Annotated in this window: 21 protein-coding genes; 15 read left to right on the top strand and 6 right to left on the bottom strand. The window is 73.2% G+C overall.

Annotated features, from left to right (window positions below; all coding sequences use genetic code 11):
- Nucleotides 1-4 precede the first annotated feature (4 nt).
- Together ACUP6Y_RS17755 and ACUP6Y_RS17750 are read left to right on the top strand one after the other, a co-directional pair.
- Nucleotides 5-466, top strand: coding sequence for a Zn-ribbon domain-containing OB-fold protein (locus ACUP6Y_RS17755; protein WP_462552163.1), 462 nt, complete (start codon nucleotides 5-7; stop codon nucleotides 464-466).
- Nucleotides 463-1,647, top strand: a complete 1,185-nt coding sequence (locus ACUP6Y_RS17750) for a lipid-transfer protein (RefSeq protein ID WP_462552162.1) — start codon at nucleotides 463-465, stop codon at nucleotides 1,645-1,647. Before ACUP6Y_RS17755 ends, ACUP6Y_RS17750 begins: the two co-directional genes overlap by 4 nt.
- Nucleotides 1,648-1,660: 13 nt before the next feature.
- On the opposite strand, the gene ACUP6Y_RS17745 is transcribed toward ACUP6Y_RS17750, so the two are convergent.
- Nucleotides 1,661-2,128, bottom strand: a complete 468-nt coding sequence (locus ACUP6Y_RS17745; RefSeq protein WP_462552161.1) for a MarR family winged helix-turn-helix transcriptional regulator — start codon at nucleotides 2,126-2,128, stop codon at nucleotides 1,661-1,663.
- Nucleotides 2,129-2,221: 93 nt separating this feature from the next.
- On the opposite strand from ACUP6Y_RS17745, the gene ACUP6Y_RS17740 reads away from it, so the two are divergent.
- Entirely contained in the window at nucleotides 2,222-3,064 is an 843-nt protein-coding gene (locus ACUP6Y_RS17740) for a phosphatase PAP2 family protein (RefSeq protein WP_462552159.1), read from the top strand.
- On the opposite strand, the gene ACUP6Y_RS17735 is transcribed toward ACUP6Y_RS17740, so the two are convergent.
- On the bottom strand, nucleotides 3,009-3,845 hold the full coding sequence (locus ACUP6Y_RS17735; RefSeq protein WP_462552158.1) for an adenylate/guanylate cyclase domain-containing protein: 837 nt from the start codon (nucleotides 3,843-3,845) through the stop codon (nucleotides 3,009-3,011). The two genes, ACUP6Y_RS17740 and ACUP6Y_RS17735, sit on opposite strands and share 56 nt — an antisense overlap.
- Before the next feature lie 53 nt (nucleotides 3,846-3,898).
- On the opposite strand from ACUP6Y_RS17735, the gene ACUP6Y_RS17730 reads away from it, so the two are divergent.
- The 8 genes from ACUP6Y_RS17730 (at nucleotide 3,899) to ACUP6Y_RS17695 (ending at nucleotide 11,929) form a co-directional block, all read left to right on the top strand.
- On the top strand, nucleotides 3,899-5,311 hold the full coding sequence (locus ACUP6Y_RS17730) for a MoxR family ATPase (RefSeq protein ID WP_462552157.1): 1,413 nt from the start codon (nucleotides 3,899-3,901) through the stop codon (nucleotides 5,309-5,311).
- On the top strand, nucleotides 5,308-7,323 hold the full coding sequence (locus tag ACUP6Y_RS17725; RefSeq protein ID WP_462552156.1) for a VWA domain-containing protein: 2,016 nt from the start codon (nucleotides 5,308-5,310) through the stop codon (nucleotides 7,321-7,323). The genes ACUP6Y_RS17730 and ACUP6Y_RS17725 overlap by 4 nt, the downstream gene beginning before the upstream one ends.
- A gap of 90 nt (nucleotides 7,324-7,413) precedes the next feature.
- Nucleotides 7,414-7,749, top strand: coding sequence for a hypothetical protein (locus ACUP6Y_RS17720; protein ID WP_462552155.1), 336 nt, complete (start codon nucleotides 7,414-7,416; stop codon nucleotides 7,747-7,749).
- Nucleotides 7,746-9,536: an alpha/beta hydrolase gene (locus tag ACUP6Y_RS17715; protein WP_462552154.1), complete on the top strand. Its 1,791-nt coding sequence runs from the start codon at nucleotides 7,746-7,748 to the stop codon at nucleotides 9,534-9,536. The genes ACUP6Y_RS17720 and ACUP6Y_RS17715 overlap by 4 nt, the downstream gene beginning before the upstream one ends.
- Nucleotides 9,533-10,018, top strand: coding sequence for a hypothetical protein (locus tag ACUP6Y_RS17710; protein ID WP_462552153.1), 486 nt, complete (start codon nucleotides 9,533-9,535; stop codon nucleotides 10,016-10,018). Before ACUP6Y_RS17715 ends, ACUP6Y_RS17710 begins: the two co-directional genes overlap by 4 nt.
- A gap of 9 nt (nucleotides 10,019-10,027) precedes the next feature.
- A complete protein-coding gene (locus ACUP6Y_RS17705; protein WP_462552152.1) occupies nucleotides 10,028-10,807 on the top strand; it encodes a TSUP family transporter in 780 nt (259 codons plus the stop codon).
- Between the two features lie 16 nt (nucleotides 10,808-10,823).
- Complete coding sequence (locus tag ACUP6Y_RS17700) at nucleotides 10,824-11,201, top strand: pyridoxamine 5'-phosphate oxidase family protein (protein WP_462552151.1); 378 nt, start codon at nucleotides 10,824-10,826, stop codon at nucleotides 11,199-11,201.
- Nucleotides 11,198-11,929, top strand: coding sequence for a VOC family protein (locus ACUP6Y_RS17695; RefSeq protein ID WP_462552150.1), 732 nt, complete (start codon nucleotides 11,198-11,200; stop codon nucleotides 11,927-11,929). Before ACUP6Y_RS17700 ends, ACUP6Y_RS17695 begins: the two co-directional genes overlap by 4 nt.
- On the opposite strand, the gene ACUP6Y_RS17690 is transcribed toward ACUP6Y_RS17695, so the two are convergent.
- From ACUP6Y_RS17690 to ACUP6Y_RS17680, 3 genes are read right to left on the bottom strand one after another with little or no spacing between them, the layout of a single operon-like run.
- Nucleotides 11,907-13,250: an ABC1 kinase family protein gene (locus ACUP6Y_RS17690; RefSeq protein ID WP_462552149.1), complete on the bottom strand. Its 1,344-nt coding sequence runs from the start codon at nucleotides 13,248-13,250 to the stop codon at nucleotides 11,907-11,909. The genes ACUP6Y_RS17695 and ACUP6Y_RS17690 overlap by 23 nt on opposite strands.
- A gap of 32 nt (nucleotides 13,251-13,282) precedes the next feature.
- Nucleotides 13,283-13,927, bottom strand: coding sequence for a peptide-methionine (S)-S-oxide reductase MsrA (gene msrA, locus ACUP6Y_RS17685; RefSeq protein ID WP_462552148.1), 645 nt, complete (start codon nucleotides 13,925-13,927; stop codon nucleotides 13,283-13,285).
- Nucleotides 13,928-13,958: 31 nt separating this feature from the next.
- Nucleotides 13,959-14,900, bottom strand: a complete 942-nt coding sequence (locus ACUP6Y_RS17680; protein WP_462552147.1) for a DUF5995 family protein — start codon at nucleotides 14,898-14,900, stop codon at nucleotides 13,959-13,961.
- Between the two features lie 126 nt (nucleotides 14,901-15,026).
- Here ACUP6Y_RS17680 and ACUP6Y_RS17675 point away from each other — a divergent pair, with 126 nt between their 5' ends.
- Genes ACUP6Y_RS17675 through ACUP6Y_RS17660 form a run of 4 tightly spaced genes read left to right on the top strand, consistent with a single transcriptional unit; the run spans nucleotide 15,027 to nucleotide 18,175 of the window.
- Nucleotides 15,027-15,230, top strand: coding sequence for a ribbon-helix-helix protein, CopG family (locus tag ACUP6Y_RS17675; RefSeq protein WP_462552146.1), 204 nt, complete (start codon nucleotides 15,027-15,029; stop codon nucleotides 15,228-15,230).
- A gap of 2 nt (nucleotides 15,231-15,232) precedes the next feature.
- The gene (locus ACUP6Y_RS17670; RefSeq protein ID WP_462552145.1) at nucleotides 15,233-15,628 is read left to right on the top strand and encodes a type II toxin-antitoxin system death-on-curing family toxin; all 396 of its coding nucleotides are present in this window, start codon (nucleotides 15,233-15,235) and stop codon (nucleotides 15,626-15,628) included.
- Between the two features lie 9 nt (nucleotides 15,629-15,637).
- A complete protein-coding gene (locus ACUP6Y_RS17665; protein ID WP_462552144.1) occupies nucleotides 15,638-16,819 on the top strand; it encodes a cystathionine gamma-synthase in 1,182 nt (393 codons plus the stop codon).
- Between the two features lie 9 nt (nucleotides 16,820-16,828).
- Complete coding sequence (locus ACUP6Y_RS17660; RefSeq protein WP_462552143.1) at nucleotides 16,829-18,175, top strand: AI-2E family transporter; 1,347 nt, start codon at nucleotides 16,829-16,831, stop codon at nucleotides 18,173-18,175.
- Here ACUP6Y_RS17660 and greA read toward each other — a convergent pair.
- Nucleotides 18,163-18,669, bottom strand: coding sequence for a transcription elongation factor GreA (greA, locus tag ACUP6Y_RS17655; RefSeq protein WP_462552142.1), 507 nt, complete (start codon nucleotides 18,667-18,669; stop codon nucleotides 18,163-18,165). The genes ACUP6Y_RS17660 and greA overlap by 13 nt on opposite strands.
- Nucleotides 18,670-18,678 lie beyond the last annotated feature (9 nt).

Raw genomic sequence — 18,678 nt, 5'->3', positions numbered from 1 at the left:
CGCCATGACCGCATCGAGTCCGTCGCCGACCCCTGTGATCGAGGGCTGGTTCACCGTCGGCGACGAGCCCCGGCTCCTCGCCTCCCGCTGCACGGCGTGCCTCAACCTGGTGTTCCCGCCGGTGTCGTCGGACGCCGGTGCCGCCGCCTTCTACTGCCGCAACCCCGCCTGCGACGGCACCGAGCACGACGCCGTCGAGCTCTCGCGGCGCGGCACGGTGTGGTCCTACACCGACGCGCAGTACCAGCCGCCCGCGCCCTATGTCCCGACCTCGGACCCGTTCCAGCCGTTCGCGCTGGCCGCGGTCGAGCTGCCCGAGGGGATCGTGGTGCTCGGCCAGGTGGCCGACGGGTTCGGGGTGGGCGACCTGAGGGTCGGCTCGGAGGTCGAGCTGGTCGTCGAGACGCTCAACGTCGACGAGACCGGGGAGCGCGCCATCTACCGCTGGAAGCCGGTGACTGCATGAGCGTCGTGATCGCGGGCGCGGGCATGCACCCCTGGGGCAAGTGGGGCCGCAACTTCACGGAGTACGGCGTCCACGCGGCCCGTGAGGCGCTGAGCGACTCCGGCATCGCCTGGGCCGACGTCGACCTCGTCGTCGGCGGCGAGACCGTCCGCAACGGGTACGCCGGCTATGTCGCGGGCTCGACCTTCGCCCAGGCGCTCGGGTGGAACGGCGCGCGGATCGCGACGTCGTACGCCGCCTGCGCGACCGGCGCCCAGGCCATCGACACCGCGCGGGCCCGGATCCTGGCCGGGATGAGCGAGGTCGCGCTGGTCGTGGGTGCCGACACCACGCCCAAGGGCTTCCTCGCGCCCAACGCGGGGGAGCGGTGGAACGACCCGGACTGGCTGCGGTTCCGGCTGCTCGGCATGACGAACCCGGCGTACTTCGCGCTCTACGCGCGACGCCGGATGGACCTCTACGGTGCGACCGCCGAGGACTTCGCGCAGGTCAAGGTCAAGAACGCCCGGCACGGCCTGGCCAACCCCAACGCGCGCTTCCGCAAGGAGTCGTCGGTCGCGGAGGTGCTCGCCTCGCCGATGGTCTCCGACCCGCTGCGCCTGCTCGACATCTGCGCGACGTCCGACGGCGCGGCCGCGGTGGTGCTGGTCAGCGCGGAGTACGCCAGGAGGCATGGCATCGCCGCGCCGGTCACGGTCGCGGCGGTCTCGACGGTCACCCCGACCTTCCCGAACGCGGTCATCGACATGCCGCTGCTCGCCACCGACTCCTGGTCGGTGACGGGCGTGCCCGAGCGGACGTTCAAGGAGTCGATCGGCCAGGCGGCGTACGACGAGGCGGGCATCGACCCCTCCGACGTCGACGTGGCCGAGGTCTACGACCTCTCGACGGCGCTCGAGCTGGACTGGATCGAGGACCTGCAGCTGTGCCAGCGCGGTGAGGCCGAGGCCCTGCTCCGCGCCGGCGACACCGCCCTCGGCGGCCGGATCCCGGTCAACCCGTCCGGGGGGCTCGCGTGCTTCGGCGAGGCCGTGCCCGCCCAGGCGATCGCTCAGGTCTGCGAGCTCACCTGGCAGCTCCAGGGCCGCGCCGCGGGCCGACAGGTCGAGGGTGCCCGGGTCGGCATCACCGCCAACCAGGGCCTGTTCGGCCACGGCTCGTCGGTGATCCTCTCGCGCTGATCCGCGGCCGAGGTCAGGTACCGGGGCGCTCGGCGACCAGGTCGTCGACGAAGCGCTCCAGCAGTCCCACGAACCGCTCGGCGTCCTCGCCGAGCGCGTCGAGGGCGTGCTGGTAGCGCCCGAGGACCTGCCCGACGCAGGCCTCGAACCGCCGGACCCCCTCCGGAGAGGCCCGGAACCCGAAGCTGGGCTGGCCGGAACCGCGGAGCTTGGTCACCAGCCCGGCGGACACCGCGGCGTTGACCTGCCGGTTGACCGTGGACTGCTCGAGGCCCAGGTGGGTCGTGATGTCGCGCAGCGTCCACTCGTCGGCGCTCTGCAGCAGCCAGAGCAGGCGCATCTCGGCGACGCCGAGCGGCGTGCGCTGCTCCCAGCCGCGTCGGTGGGCCTCCAGGCGGGAGAACGCCGTGGCCACGGCCCGCGCCGGGTCGGCGTCGTGGGCACTGTCCAAGGCGTGGATGCACTCGGCCCCGGCGTCCATCTCGCTCCTCCTGGTGTCCTGGCGTCGTCATCCTAAGGGAGATGTGTAGTCTGCATATGCAGGCTACACATCATCTGGCTGAGAGGAGGCGGCATGGCCTCCACCGCTTCCCTGCACGGCGAGCGGCGTTCCGCCCAGACCTCGCCCGCGCTCGTGACGTGGCTGACCGGCTGGCGCGCGCTGGTCGTCGAGATGGGCGTCCTCGTCGCGCTCTTCGCGGCGTACAACCTGATCCGCGCCGGCTGGGGCGACGACCCGGGCGCCGCCATCGACCGGGCCAGGGACATCGCCCGGCTCGAGGGCGGCCTGTTCGACTCGGTCGAGCTCCGGCTCAACGCGTGGCTCCTCCGCGTGCCCGCGCTGGCCGTCGCCGCCTGCTACTTCTACGCGCTCATGCACTACGCGATGACCCCGGCCGTGCTGCTGTTGTCGCGCCGCCGCGGCGGGCGCCAGTACTGGCGTGGCTACGGGGCGCTCGTGGCGGCCTCGGCGATCGCGCTGGTCGGGTACGCCCTGCTGCCCACCGCGCCGCCGCGGCTGATGCCGGAGCTGGGCAGCGTGGACGTGATGGCCCAGTTCGCCGACTACGGCTGGTGGGGGTCGGCGGCGTCCGCGCCGCGCGGCCTCGGCGACGCGACCAACCAGTACGCCGCCATGCCCTCGCTCCACTTCGGCTGGTCGCTGTGGTGCGCCGTCCAGCTCTGGGGGTTCGGCCGGACCCGCTGGCGGGTCGTGGCGATCGCCTACCCCACCCTGCAGGTGCTGGTGGTCCTCGCCACGGCCAACCACTTCGTGCTCGACGTGCTGGCCGGCGGGGCATGCGTCGTCGCCGGCTATCTCGTCGTCGAGCTGGTCCTCCGCGCGCTCGAGGCGTGGCGGATCAGCTCGCCGGCGGCAGGATCTCCCACACCACGTGCTCCCCGGCGAGCCCCTTGAGCTCGACCGCTTCCCGCTCCACGAGGGTGAGCGCGGCGTCGTCGTCGAGCGCCTCGCGGACAGCGTCGCTGGCGAGGATCTCGCCGCCGTGGGCGAGGTCGGCGACCCGGGCCGCCATGGCGACGTTGCGGCCGAAGTAGTCGCCGTCGCGCGCGACCACCTGGCCGGTGTGGATGCCGATCCGGACCAGGATCGGCCCGTAGCGGCGCAGGGTGACATCGCGCGGCAGGTCGCGCTGGATGCCGAGCGCGGCCCGACAGGCGGCCTCGGTGTCGCGGAAGGCGACCATGAAGCCGTCGCCGGCGGTCTTGACGACCTGGCCGCGGTACCTCTCGATCTGGGAGCGCAGCACCCGGTCGTGCGCCGCGAGCACCTTCACCCAGGTGGTGTCACCGAGGCGGTCGTTGAGTGGCGTGGACTCCTCGATGTCGGAGAAGAACAGGGTCACGGTGCCGTCCGAGGCGGCCATGTTGAGGATGTCGGCGCGCTCGGCGTCGCTCGCCCAGGCCTGCAGGTCCTCGACCGTGGACTGGATCAGCCCGGTGATCCCGTGGGAGCGGACCTTCGACGCGGTCCGGATCACCCGGCGTACGGCGCGCTCGGCCGAGTTGGTCGGAGGCGGCGGGCGCAGCGCGGCGTCGAGGTCCGCCTCGAGCTGGGCGACGTGCGCCTGGGCGTCGGCGAGCCGGCGCTGCAGCCGCCCGCGGTCGCGGGCGAAGGCCAGGACCAGGCCGAGCAGGACGACCAACAGCACGCTCAGGACCACGACGACGATCGTCACGATCGACAGACTAGGGCCAGCAAACCTCTTGCGGGCCGCAGTAGCGTGAGACGGTGACCACTCCGGCTCCGACGATCAGCACCCTCGGCGAGCTCCGTGCCTCCGGCCACCAGCTCAAGTCCCTCCGCGCCGAGCTCCGCGACAACCTGCTGGCCCGGCTGGCGGCGGGCGAGGACCCCTGGCCCGGCCTGCACGGCTTCGAGGACACCGTCATCCCGCAGCTGGAGCGGGCCGTCATCGCCGGCCACGACGTCGTCCTCCTGGGCGAGCGCGGGCAGGGCAAGACCCGGCTGCTGCGCACCCTGGTGGGGCTGCTCGACGAGTGGACGCCGGTGATCTCCGGCTCCGAGCTCGGCGAGCACCCCTACGAGCCGGTCACGGTGACCTCGAGGGCCGCCGTCGCGTCGTACGGCGACGACCTGCGGATCTCCTGGCGCCACCGCGACGAGCGGTACGCCGAGAAGCTGGCCACCCCCGACACCAGCGTCGCCGACCTGATCGGCGACGTCGACCCGATGAAGGTCGCCGAGGGCCGCTCGCTGGGCGACCCCGAGACCATCCACTTCGGCCTGATCCCGCGCTCCCACCGCGGGATCGTCGCGATCAACGAGCTGCCCGACCTCGCCGAGCGGATCCAGGTCGCGATGCTCAACGTGATGGAGGAGCGCGACATCCAGATCCGCGGGTACGTCCTGCGGCTGCCGCTCGACGTGTTCGTCGTCGCCTCGGCCAACCCCGAGGACTACACCAACCGCGGCCGGATCATCACCCCGCTCAAGGACCGCTTCGGTGCCGAGATCCGCACCCACTACCCGAAGGCCCTCGACGCCGAGATCGCGGTGATCCGGCAGGAGGCGGACCTGCTGGCCGACCGGGTCGACGTCCCCGACTTCCTGGTCGAGATCCTGGCCCGGTTCACCCGCAACCTGCGCGAGTCCAGCGCGGTCGACCAGCGCTCCGGCGTGTCCGCCCGGTTCGCCATCGCCGGTGCCGAGACGATCGCCGCCGCGGCCCTGCGCCGCGCGACCATCCAGGGGGAGGACCGCGCGGTGGCCCGCGTCGTCGACCTGGAGACCGCGGTCGACGTACTCGGCGGCAAGATCGAGTTCGAGTCCGGCGAGGAGGGCCGCGAGGCCGAGATCCTCACCCACCTGCTGCGCACCGCCACCGCCGAGACGGTCCGCGAGAAGTTCCGAGGCCTCGACTTCGCGCTGCTGGTCGACGCGGTCGAGGACGGCGCCACGATCACCACCGGCGGCTCGGTCACCGCCCGCGACGTGCTCGCCGGCCTGCCGGTCCTCGGCGAGTCCGAGCTCTACGACCGGGTCTGCGAGCGGGTGAACGGTGCCGGCGGCGGCCGTACCGACGGCGAGCGCGCCGCCGCGATCGAGCTCGCCCTCGAGGGCCTCTTCCTGGCCCGCAAGATCGGCAAGGACTCCGACGGCGTGGAGACGGTCTACGGATGAGCCGCTACCGCCGCTACGACGGCGGCGACCCCCTCGCCCCGCCCGTCGACATCGCCGAGGCCCTCGACGCCATCGGAGAGGACGTGATGGCCGGCTACAGCCCCGAGCGTGCGATGCAGGAGTTCCTGCGCCGCGGCGGGCAGGACCAGGCCGGCCTCGACGACCTCGCCCGCCGGGTCGCCGAGCGGCGTCGCGAGCTGCTCCAGCGGCACAACCTCGACGGCACGCTCAACGAGGTCCGCGAGCTGCTGGACAAGGCGGTGCTGGAGGAGCGCAAGCAGCTGGCCCGCGACGCGATGATGGACGACGGCGACCGGGCGTTCCGCGAGATGCGGCTGCAGAGCCTGCCCGACTCGCCGGCCGCCGCGGTCACCGAGCTCGGCGACTACGACTGGCAGTCGCGTGAGGCGCGCGAGGCCTTCGAGCAGATCAAGGACCTGCTCGGCCGCGAGCTGCTCGACCAGCGCTTCGCCGGCATGAAGCAGGCGCTGGAGAACGCCACCGCCGAGGACCGGCAGGCGATCAGCCAGATGCTGGCCGACCTCAACGCCCTGCTCGAGAAGCACGCCCGCGGCGAGGACACCCCCGAGGACTTCGCCGACTTCATGGCCAAGCACGGCCAGCACTTTCCGGAGAGCCCGCAGAATGTCGACGAGCTGATCGACGCGATGGCCCAGCGCTCCGCCGCCGCGCAGCGGATGCTCAACTCCATGACGCCGGAGCAGCGCGCCGAGCTGATGCAGCTCTCCGCCCAGGCGTTCGGGTCACCCCAGCTGATGCAGCAGCTCGACCGGCTCGACGCCAACCTCCAGGGCCTGCGCCCGGGCGAGGACTGGGGCGGCTCGGAGCAGTTCGGCCAGGGCGAGCAGGGCCTCGGGCTCGGCGACGGCACCGGCGTACTCCAGGACCTCGCCGACCTCGACGCGCTGGCCGACCAGCTGTCCCAGGCGTACGGCGGAGCCCGCTTGGATGACGTGGATCTCGACAAGCTCGCCCGCAAGCTCGGCAGCGAGGCCGCGGTCGACGCCCGCAAGCTCCAAGAGCTCGAGAAGGCGCTGCGCGAGTCCGGCGCGATGGAGCGCGGCTTCGACGGCGAGCTGCGGCTGACGCCCAAGGCGATGCGCCAGCTCGGGAAGGCGCTGCTGCGCGACGTGGCGCAGCGGATGTCGGGCCGGCAGGGCCAGCGCGAGCTACGGCAGGCCGGCGCCGCCGGCGACCTCTCCGGCGCGACCCGGCCTTGGGAGTTCGGCGACACCGAGCCGTGGGACCTGCCGCGGACCGTGCTCAACGGTGTCCTGCGCCGGGCCGGCTCGCCCGACGGGCCGCTGCTGTCGATCGACGACGTCGAGGTCGCCGAGACCGAGGCCCGCACCCAGGCCGCCGTCGCGCTCTGCGTCGACACCTCGTTCTCGATGGCGATGGACGGCCGCTGGGTGCCGATGAAGCAGACCGCGCTCGCGCTGCACACCCTCATCGGGTCCCGTTTCCGCGGCGACAGCCTGGAGCTGATCGGCTTCGGCCGGCATGCCCAGACCATGCGGATCGAGGAGCTGACCGCGCTCGACGCGCGCTGGGCCAAGGGCACCAACCTCCACCATGCGCTGCTGTTGGCCAACCGGCACTTCCGCAAGCATCCCAACGCCCAGCCGGTGCTGCTCATCGTCACCGACGGCGAGCCCACCTCTCACCTGGAGTCGAGCGGCGAGGTCCACTTCTCCTACCCGCCGCACCCGATGACCATCGCGCTCGCCGTCCGCGAGCTCGACAACGCCCGCCGGCTCGGGGCGCAGACGACCTTCTTCCGGCTCGGCGAGGACCCCGGCCTGGCCCGGTTCATCGAGTCGATGGCGCGTCGCGTCGACGGCTCGGTCATCGCCCCCGAGTCGGGTGACCTGGGCGCGGCGGTGGTCGGCTCGTACCTCGGCTCGCGTCGCGGCGGCTCCGGTGGCCGCGACACCGGGCCGGGGACGTACGGCGACTGGTTCGGCTCGCGCGGGTTCTGGGTGGGCTGATCCCCACCTCCTGAGCGGGGGTCCGGGGGTCGCTGTGGACAACCGGATCCGGTCGTTTCCCGGCTCCGGCGCTCGGGCACCCGCTCGTGCATGACGATCATCCTCGATGTCCCGTACGCCGTGCTGCGGGCCGCCCGCGACCGCTGGGACGCGGCCGCCGACGAGCTCGACGGCGCCTGGCGCCGCCTCGCCCGGGTCTCCACCTCCGACCTCTCCGACGCGGTGGCCGCGGCGGTCACGGCGTACGCCGATCCGTGGGTCGACGAGCTCAAGGCGGTGGCCCGCGCGGCGCAGGGGTACGCCGAGGAGTTCGTCTTCTTCCGACGCCTGCTGGTCCTCGTCGACCGGGCGCAGGCCGAGCGGCTGCGTGCGCTGCTCCCGTGGGCCGAGCACGACGCGGAGGTGGCGGAGGTGAGCTGGCCGTGACCCTCGTCCACGTCCCCGCCCACGTGCCGGCCTGCCCACTGCCGACCTCGACTCCGGCCGGCGCCCAGGACCTCGCCACCGACCTGCGCGCGGCCGCGATCGCGGCCGAGAACGTCCGCGAGTGGACGGCCGCGATCGCCGCGCCCGCCTGGGAGGGCGACACGGCCGAGGCCCACATGCACGCCGCGACGCAGGTCGCCGCCCGTCTCGACGCCGGGACGGCGGCCCTGGGTCGTGCGGTCACGGCGGCGGACCGCTTCGGTGAGCGGCTGAGCCGGCTGGTCGCGCGGCGCGGCCGGATCAACGCCGAGCGTGCCGAGCTCAACGACGAGATCGACGCGCTGTCCGCGCAGGTGGTCGCGGCGTCCGACGACAGCCGGCTGCCCGAGCTCAGGCGGCGCGCGGGCGAGCTCACCACCCGAGCCACCGCGCTGCGGCAGCGGATCGACGCCTGGCGGGCCGACCGGAAGGACGCCGAGGCCGATCTCATCGCCGCGCTCCGGCGCGTCGACAGCGTCCCCGAGGCAGTGGCCGCGGCCGCGGACCCGGCCCGGCCGGACACCGCCGAGCTGAGCCGGTGGCTGCGCCGGCTGCGGGGTGACCCGGTCGCCCTCGCCGCCTGGTGGCGCCGGCTCGGCCGGGCCGAGCGGGAGGCCCTCACCATCGCGCTGCCCACGCTGGTCGGCAATGCCGGGGGCGTGCCGATGGCGGACCGCGACCGGGCCAACCGCGGCGCGAACGCCCGCGACCTCGACTACTACGGCGAGCGGGACGCCGACGGGCAGCTCACCCGCGCGCAGGAGCGGGTCCTCGCCAATGCGACGTCGGTCCACGAGGGCCTCGAGGAGCACCGCGACCTGCTCGACACCGCCACCGGCGCTCACCTCACCGAGCTGCTCGCCTACACCCCCGGCCTGCACTCCGGCGACGGCGGCGTCGCGGTCGCCTTCGGCGACCCCGACACCGCCGACCACGTCTCGGTCAACGTGCCCGGACTGACCACCGACACCTCGAGCCTCTCGGGCAACCTCGACCGGACCCTCGACCTCCACCAGGCCGCGGTCGCCGAGGACCGCGGCAGCGTCGCGTCGGTCTACTGGGCCGACTACGACGCCCCGAGCGGCAACCCGCTCAACCCGCTCGACCCACTCGGCCAGGCCGACTTCGACGGGGTCGCGCTCACCGACAAGGCCGAGACCGGCGGGGATCGGCTCGCCGACTTCGTCGACGGCGTGCGGGCCTCCGACCAGGGCCCGCCCGCCCATCTCACCGCGATCGGCCACAGCTACGGCTCCACGACACTGGGGCACGCCCTCGCCGCCGGCCTCCCCGTGGACGACGCCGTGCTCCTCGGCAGCCCGGGCGTCCCGGCGGCCACGGCGGCCGCGCTCACCGATGCCGAGGTGTGGGTCGGCAGCAAGGACCGCGACCCGGTGTCGCTGCTCGGCAGGGGCGACCGCGGCGGGCTCGGACCACTCGGCCACGACCCGGCCGACGCCGCGTTCGGCGGCACCCGGTTCGAGACCGGCGACGGCGAGCTCCGGGCCCAGGAGCTGCTCCACAACCACACCTCGTACTTCACCGGGCCCTCGCTCGCCAATGTGGCCCACGTCGTCGCCGGTGCCGGTGACGAGGTCACCGGGCAGCCGCCCCGCGGTGCCGACGGCGGCGGACACCTCACCCTGCCCGAGCTGCTGGCCGCGGCGGCCGGCGCGAGCGTGGCGGAGGGGACCGCCGACGCCGGCACCTGGCTGTGGGAGCACGCGCCGGGCGGGTGGGCGTCGTGAACCGCCTCCTCGTGCTGCTCCTGCTGCTCGGCCCGGCCGGCTGCTCGGCCGACCCGGGCCCGGCCGCGGTCGACGAGGTCGTCCGCGCCGCGGACCGGGCACGCGCCGGCGTGCTCCACCGCGTGGCCGACCGGCTCGGGCTCAGCGACGCGGAGGGCAGTCGCTCGTTCACGACCTGCGGGGATCCCGCGGCGCCGCGCGGCGTCGTCTTCAACGACCACCTGCACCTCGCCTCCTCCGGCGACCTGACCCGGCGGGAGGCGACGGCGGCGGCCGTCGTACTCCTCCGGGAGGACGGCTGGGCGGTCGCCGACCTCGATGCTCCGGTGCTGGAGGCGACCAAGGGCGCGCTGGTGCTGCACCTCCAGCTCGCGCCCGCCCTGGTCCAGGCCGACCTCTCCGTCCGGTGCGTCGAGACCTCGCGCGAGGTGGCCGAGGAGTACGCCGACCGGCCGACCGTGGACCTCGCCTGGGCCTCGTAGAGTCCGGGTGTGGGGGACCTCAGCCTGACCGTCGTCGCGCTCCTCGCGCTGGCCGCCCTCACCGCCGGGTTCGTCGACGCCGTGGTCGGCGGCGGGGGACTGGTCCAGCTGCCCGCACTGCTGCTGGGGCTGCCCGGCGCGAGCCCGGTCCAGGTGCTGGCCACCAACAAGATCGCCTCCGTGTGCGGTACGGCGGCCAGCTCGCTCACCTACTACCGCCGGATCGGGCCGGACCTGCGCACCGCGCTCCCACTGATGGCGCTCGCGCTGACCGGCGCCTTCTCCGGCGCGCTGCTGGCCTCGCGGATCCCGCGCGAGGCGTTCGAGCCGATCGTGCTGGCGGCGCTGGTCGTGGTCGGCGGCTACGTGCTGCTCCGGCCCCGGCTCGGTGAGCAGACCGCGCTGCGGTTCGCGGGTCACCGCCATCTCGTCGCGGCGATGGTCGTCGGCTTCGTGATCGGCTGCTACGACGGCATCCTCGGCCCCGGCACCGGCAGCTTCTTCGTGTTCGCCCTCGTCGGGCTGCTGGGCTACGACTTCCTGCAGGCCTCGGCCAAGGCCAAGCTCGCGAACTTCGCCACCAACCTCGGCGCGCTGCTGCTGTTCGTGCCCCACGGCGCGGTGCTGTGGGACGTCGGCCTGGTGATGGGCGCCTGCAACCTGGTCGGCGGCTACCTCGGAGCCCGGACCGCGGTCGCCCGCGGGGCCCGGTTCGTCCGGCTGTTCTTCATCGCCGTGGTGGGCGCGTTCATCATCCGGCTCGGGGGCGGTGTGCTCGGGCTGTGGTGACCCCTAACCTGGGGCCATGAGCATCCCGGTGGAGCCCGCGGACCTGCGCCAGGCCCTGGGCGACTTCGACAGCGGCTATCTGCTGAGCACGTCCTCCCCGCAGGTGAAGGTCGTGACGGTCGACCCGGTCGCGGCCGACGACGGCACCCTGCGGATCACCGGCCCGGGCCGCGGCACGCTGCGCAACCTCGGCGAGAACCCCACGGTGACCGTGGTGTTCCCGCCGCGGAAGCGCCACGGCTACACGCTGCTCGTCGACGGCACCGCCACGGTCGAGGGTCAGGACGTCGTCGTCACGGCGACCGCCGCCGTCCTGCACCGGCCCGCCGCCCACGCCGACGGCCCGCTGCCGCCCGACGGCTGCGGCCACGACTGCGCGCCGGTCGGCGGATGAGCCCGTCCTGGGTCACCGCCTTCCTCGACAGCGCGCCGGCCCATCACCAGGAGACGGTGGGCTTCTGGCAGGAGGCGACCGGGTACGCCGTCTCGCCTCCACGCGGCGCGCACGACGAGTTCGCCTCGCTGCTGCCGCCCGACGGCGACCCGTACCTCAAGGTGCAGCGCCGCCACGCCGGCGCCGACCGGATCCACCTCGACCTGCACGTCGCCGACCCGCTGGCCGCGGCCGACGCGGCGCGGGTGGCGGGCGCGACGATCGTCGCCGACCGGGGGTACGTCGTGATGGCCTCGCCCGCCGGCCTCGTGTTCTGCTTCGTCGACCACGCCGCCTCCCGGTGCCCCGTCGCCACGGTGCAGGGACCGGGGTCGGCGTCGCGGGTGCGCCAGGTCGCGATCGACGTGCCGCGCGCGGTGTACGAGCGGGAGCTGGGGTTCTGGGCCGCCGTCACCGACTGGACGCCGCGGCGCTCCGCGATCGCCGAGGAGTTCGACGTGCTCGGTGCGCCGGCCGGCCAGCCGCTCGGGCTGCTGCTCCAGCGGCTCGGCGCCGACGACACCGGCGAGGTCCGTGCGCACCTCGACTGGGGCACCACGGATCGCGCCGCGGAGACCGAGCGGCACCTCGGCCTCGGCGCCCGGGTGCTGGCGCAGCACCGGCACTGGACGGTGCTCACCGACCCGGTGGGCCGGGTCTACTGCCTCACGGATGTCGCACCGGAGTGAACCCCGGCAGGAACTCCTGCATGATCGCCCGGAACGGCGCCTCCGCCTCGAGCTGGCTGAGCACGCCGACGCCGCCGAGCCAGGTGCGGTGGATCAGCACGTACGACGGGGGCAGGTTGAGCTTGATGCTCACCGTGTACGCCGGGTCCTTGGGGTTGTTGATCCGCTGGAACTGCTCGCGCATCCACTCCCGGCTGAACCGGAACCGCTCGACCAGCGTCGGGTCCACGAAGGGCGCGAGGTAGTCCATGAGCAGCTCGGGCTCGATCCGGATCCGGTCCTTGAGGAAGCCCTCGGCGCGCAGCTCCGCGATCAGCCCGGCGCCGTCGCCGGCTGCGCAGAGCGTGATCAGCCGGCCCATCGGCGCGGGCAGCCCGCGCTGGGGGAGTCGGGCCACGGCGCCGTAGTCGAGCACCCCGATCCGCCCGGGGGTCCCGTCGTCCTGGGGGATCACCCGGAAGTTGCCGGGGTGCGGGTCGGCGTGGAGCAGGCCGGTGCGGGCCGGCCCGGAGAACAGGAAGCGGGTGAAGATCTCGCCGTAGTGGTCGCGCTCCTCGCGGGTGCCGTCGGCGATCACCGACGCCAGCGAGCCGGCGGAGTCGAGCCACTCGGTCACCAGGACGCGGGCTCCGACCGCGACGACGTCCGGTACCACGATGTGCGGGTCGTCGCGGAAAGCCTGCGCGAACTCGCGCTGGGCCTCGGCCTCGAGGTCGTAGTCGAGCTCCTCGCGCGCCCGCGCCTGGACCTCCTCGACCAGCGGCTTCATGTCGACGCCCGGGATGAGCGGTCCGATCGCTCGCGCCGCCCGGGCCAGGGTGCGCAGGTCGGCCATGAGGGCGTCGCCCGCGTTGGGGTACTGCACCTTCACCGCGACCCGCCGGCCGTCGTACCACCGGCCCTCGTGGACCTGCCCGATGCTCGCGGCGGCCGTCGGCGCCCCGTCGAGCCAGGTGAGGCGCTCGCGCCAGTCGGCGCCGAGGTCCTCGGTGAGGACGTCGCGCACCGTCTGGGTCGGCATCGGGGGAGCGGAGTCCTGAAGGCGGGTCAGCTGCGCGCGGTACGGCGCCGCCATCTCCTCCGGCAGCGCCGACTCGAGCACGCTCAGTGCCTGCCCGAACTTCATCGCGCCGCCCTTGAGCTCGCCCAGCGTCTTGAACAGCTGCTCGGCCGTGCGCTGCTGGATCTCGCTCATCACCGCTTCGGCCGGCGCCCCGCCCAGGCGCTTGCCGAAGCCGAGAGCGGTGCGGCCGGCGTACCCGAGGGGGAGCGCCGCGAGCCGCGCGGTGCGCGCCGCGGCCTTCCGGGGGAGGTCAGCCATGACTTCATTGTCCGCCATGGCGCCAACTAGTCTCAGGCGGTCTCCGGGAACGCGATCCCCGTGTTGGCGTGGCAGCGGTAGCCGTTGGGGACCTTGTGGAGGTACTGCTGGTGCTGCGGCTCGGCATAGTAGTACGGCCCGGCGGGCTCGATCTCGGTGGTGATCTCGCCGTAGCCGCGGCGGGCGATCTCGTCGCCGTACACCTTGGTCAGCTCGCGGGCGGTCTGCTCCTGCTCGGGGGTGGTGACGTAGATGGCCGAGCGGTACTGGGTGCCGACGTCGTTGCCCTGGCGCATGCCCTGGGTGGGGTCGTGGACGACGAAGAACTGCTTGACCAGGTCGGCGTAGGAGACCTGCTCGGGGTCGAAGACGACCCGGACCGCCTCGGTGTGGCCGGTGCGGCCGCTGCAGACCTCCTCGTAGGTCGGGTTCGGGCTCACGCCGCCGGCGTAGCCGACCGAGGTCGACCAGACGCCGGGGACCTGCCAGTAGATCTCCTCGGCGCCCCAGAAGCAGCCGAGGCCGAAGACGGCGACCTCGAGGCCGTCGGGCACCTCGTCGGTGACGAGCGGCGCGTCGAGGACCTCGTGCCGAGCGGGGAGGGGGAACGCCGGGGTGGTGCGGCCGGGCAGCGCCTCGGCGGGGTCGATCATCTCGGTCTTGCGGCGGGAGAACATGTCGCCATTGTCTCCCGTCGCGCAAGATCCGTCAGGAAGCACCGTGGGCGGCGCACCACGCGTCCCGCTGTGCGGGCTTAGCGGCGAACACGGTCTGGATCAGCCGGGCCTGGAGCGTCGAGTAGGTCTCGATCTCCTGCTCGACCAGGCGCTTGGCCACCGGCGTCGTGGCGAGCACCAGCGCCTCCGCGTTGCGCCACACCATCTCGCGCCATCCGCGCATGATCACGCCGACCACCGTGTCGTCGAGCGTGCCGGCGTCGATGTCGTCGAAGGTCGGGTCGAAGCGCGCCGCCTCCTCGTTGAAGACCGGCACATACAGGCTGTCGAGGCGGTTGTTGTAGCGGTTGTGGTCGGCCTTGTGGCTGCCGTTCGGCCCGGTGAGGCCGACCGTCGCGAGGACGTGCGGGAAGTCGCTGTTGATGTGCGCGTTCATCGCGAGCAGGAAGTTGCCGAGGCCGCTCACCGAGCGGTCGTCCTCGGCCTGCAGTGCGATCCGCCAGGCCGCGGGGATCCCGGCGTGGTTGCCGGCCGCCCACCTGCTGGTGGTGTCGAGGTACATCTCCGCGAACACCGCGTCCAGCCGGTTCAGCCACGCCCGGTCCTCGAAGTAGCCGCTGCGCACCGCGTCGCGGACGTTCTCGGTCACCCGCAGGTAGGCCAGCGAGAAGACCGCGCTGTGCGAGCAGGTGCTCACCAGCCCGGTGAGCCGGGTCTGCATCCGCGCCACCACGTCGTCGATGCAGGCGTCGGCGCCGCTGGCACACACGTCCCCGGTGTACGGCGTCGCCGGAACGGGCAGCGGGGCGAGCAGCGCCACCAGGGCGTCGAGGGGCGGCAGGACCAGCCCGCGCAGCGGGTCGGGGTCGTCGTCGTACCCGGCGGCGGTGGCGGGCGCCGGCGCGGTCAGCGCGCCGAGGGCGAGCAGGCAGGGGAGGACGACGGCGGCGAGGAGCCGAGTGAGAGCGGTCACACCGCGGAAACGAGCAACTGCTCGCTTTGGTCACGAGAGGGGCTGGGGAAAGTGGTTCGACAGCGGCCGCGGTGCGGCGCAGGCTGTCGGTATCACTTCGATACCGAGAGGACTACCATGACCGTCATGGCCTTCACGCTGCGCACCGACGCCGAGCTCGACGCCGCGCTGGCGAGCCTCGCCGAGGAGCGGGGGCTGTCCAAGCAGGAGGTGGTGCGCCGACTCGTCCTCGACGAGGCAGCCAGGACGCAGAAGCGTCGTGACCTCGACACCGTGCTGGACAGTGAGCTCCCGCGGTGGGCCGCGGTGCTCGACCGTCTCGGTCAGTAGCCGTGCGCTACCTCGACCTCGACGACGTCCTTCACATCGCGCGCCGAGCGATCGGGGCCGTCGAGATCAGGGACATCGGGCTGCTGGAGGCCGCGGTCGCGCGGCCGGCCACGACCGTCTTCGGCGACGAGGCCTATCCGCGGTTGCACGACAAGGCGGCCGCACTGGTCCACTCGGTGGCGCGCAACCACGCCCTGGTCGACGGCAACAAGCGGCTCGCGTTCGCCTCGCTCTTCGCCTTCCTCGCCCTCAACGGCGAGCGGATCACCTTGAGCGACGACGACGCCTACGATCTCGTGGTCGACATCGCCTCCGGCGTGCTCGACGACGTGGCGGGGATCGCTGCCCGGATCGACGGCGGCACTCGCCGGGCGACGTTCGGCGGCTCGGCTGAGTAGGCTCGAACGGTGAGCGACAACCACATCGATGAGCATCTCGACGGCGCCGGCTTCGAGACCCGGGCCATCCACGCCGGATACGCGCCCGACCCGACGACCGGCGCGGTGATCCCGCCCATCTACGCCACCTCGACCTATGCCCAAGACGGTGTGGGCGGGCTGCGCGGCGGCTACGAGTACAGCCGCTCGGCCAACCCCACGCGCACCGCGCTGGAGTCGACCCTGGCGGCGCTCGAGGGTGGGGCGCACGGGTATGCCTTCGCGTCCGGGCTGGCGGCCGAGGACACCCTGATCCGGGCCCTGTGCAAGCCGGGCGACCACGTGGTCCTGCCCAATGACGCCTACGGCGGCACCTTCCGGCTCTTCGACAAGGTCGCCACGGTCTGGGGTGTCGAGCACAGCCCGGCGCCGGTCACCGACCTCGACGCGGTGCGGGCGGCGATCCGGCCCGGCGTGACCCGGCTGGTGTGGGTCGAGACGCCGACCAACCCGCTGCTGTCGATCGGCGACATCGAGGCGCTCGCCGCGGTGGCCCACGACGCGGGCGCGCTGCTCGTGGTCGACAACACCTTCGCGTCGTCGTACCTCCAGCAGCCGTTGGCCCTCGGCGCCGACGTGGTCGTCCACTCGACGACGAAGTACGCCGGCGGCCACTCCGACGTCGTCGGCGGCGCGCTCGTGGTCGATGACGAGGCGCTGGCTGAGCGGATCGGCTTCCACCAGAACTCCATCGGCGGCGTGGCCGGACCGTTCGACTCGTGGCTGGTGCTGCGCGGGCTCAAGACCCTCGCGCTGCGGATGGAGCGCCACAGCGACAACGCCGAAGCGGTCGCCGGCTTCCTGAGCACCCACCCGGCCGTCAGCCAGGTGATCTACCCCGGGCTCGCCGACCACCCGGGCCACGCGATCGCCAGCCGCCAGATGAAGAGGTACGGCGGCATGGTGTCCTTCCGCGTCACGGGCGGTGAGGAGCAGGCGCTCGCCATCTGCGCGGCCACCAAGGTCTTCACCCTGGGCGAGTCGCTGGGTGGCGTCGAGTCGCTGATCGAGCACCCCGGCCGGATGACCCACGCGAGCGTGGCGGGCACCGACCTGGAGGTGCCGGCCGACCTGATCCGGCTCAGTGTCGGGATCGAGACGTCCGCGGACCAGCTCGCCGACCTGGACCGGGCGCTCGCCTCGACCGTCTAGCCTGACCGGGTGACCAGCGACGGCACGACCGAGCCCCACCAGTCGAGCGAGCCCGAGCAGGCGAGCGAGCCGGAGCAGGCGAGCGAGCCGGAGCAGGACGACCCGCCGCCGTTGGGCCCCGAGCCCGACGAGCGGGACGAACGCGAGGAGCGGCTGTTCCGTCGCTTCGCCCACCAGTGGGCGCTGGCGCGCGAGGAGCGCGACGAGCGGCGGCACGAGCCGCCGTCGTTCAGCACGGGGCCGTCCAACCTGCGGCGGGCCGAGGTGCCGTACGGCCTCGACCTGGCGGCCGGCTGGGCCTGGCGACTGCTGCTGATCGCGGGCGCCGGGTACCTGCTGATGTGGCTGGTCGGGTACTTCGCGGTCGTCACGGTCCCGCTTGCGGTGGCCCTGCTCATCAGCGCCCTCGCGGCGCCCTTCGTGCATGCGGTGACGCGTGTCGGCGTCCCCCGTGGGCTGTCGGCGCTGCTCGTCGTCATCACCGGATTCGTCCTGGTCGGCGCGCTGCTGACCTTCGCCGGCCAGCAGGTCGCGGCGGGGGCCCAGGACCTGGCCGACTCGACCGTCAAGGGTCTCGAGGAGATCAGGGACTGGCTCAAGGACGGGCCGCTGAACGCCAGCGACTCCCAGATCAATGACTGGATCAAGAGCGCCCAGGACCTGATCCGCGAGCGCTCGCAGGACGGCGAGGTGGTCACCCAGGTCACCGAGGTCGGGGCGGCCCTCGGACACGTCGTCGCCGGCTTCTTCATCGCCCTGTTCGCGACCTACTTCTTCCTCGCCGACGGCGACCGGATCTGGTCCTGGCTGGTGCGCCTCTCGCCGCGCGCCGCCCGGCAGCGGGTCGACAGCTCGGGCCGGGTGGCCTGGCTGTCGCTGGTTCAGTTCGTGCGCGCCACGGTGGTCGTCGCCCTCGTGGATGCGATCGGCATCGCCGTCGGCGCCGCGATCCTCAAGGTGCCGTTCGTGCTGGCGATCGGCGTCTTGGTCTTCCTCGGCGCCTTCGTGCCGATGATCGGTGCGACCATCGCCGGCAGTGTCGCGATCCTGGTCGCGCTCGTCGACCAGGGGCCGGTGACCGCGCTGCTCATGCTCGCGGTCGTGATCGGCGTGCAGCAGCTCGAGGGCCACGTGCTGCAGCCCTTCCTGCTCGGCCGCTGGGTCTCCCTGCACCCGCTCGGCGTGATCCTCGCGATCGCCTGCGGCGTGCTCGTCGCCGGCGTGGCGGGCGCGCTGGTCGCCGTACCGCTGGCGGCGGCGGCCAACGCCGTGGTCCTGCACCTGGCCGAAATGGCCGAACCGCCGGCTCCCGTGGAGGAGGCCGGCGGTCCGGAGGAGGAGCCTCAGCCGGCGTAGGGCCTCGCGTCGAGGATGATCACGGTCTGCTGCTTGCCGTTGACCTCGTAGCTCACCGTGTCGCCCTTGCTGCGGCCGTTGATGGCCTGGCCGAGCGGGGACTGCGGCGAGTAGACGGTCAGGCCCTCGGGGTCGATCTCGCGCGCGCCGAGGAGGAACGACTCCGCCTCGTCGTCGCCATCGCCCTCGAACTTGTAGGTCACGACCATGCCCGGCTCGACCACGCCGTCGTCGGGAGGCGTCTCGCCGACCTCGGCGCGACGGAGCATGTCCTTGAGCTGGAGGATGCGGGCCTCGTTCTTGCCCTGCTCCTCGCGGGCGGCGTGGTAGCCGCCGTTCTCCTTCAGGTCACCCTCGTCGCGCGCCGCACTGATCTCGGCCACGATCTCGGCGCGGCGAGTGCCCTGGAGGTGCTCCAGCTCGGCCTGCAGCTTGTCGTAGGCGTCCTGGGTCAGCCAGATCGTGTTCTGGCCGCTCTGGTCGGTCTGCGTCATGGGTGCTCC

It is taken from the genome of Nocardioides sp. S5-5 (genome assembly GCF_054954065.1).
This window is presented reverse-complemented; position numbering and strand designations above follow the sequence as displayed.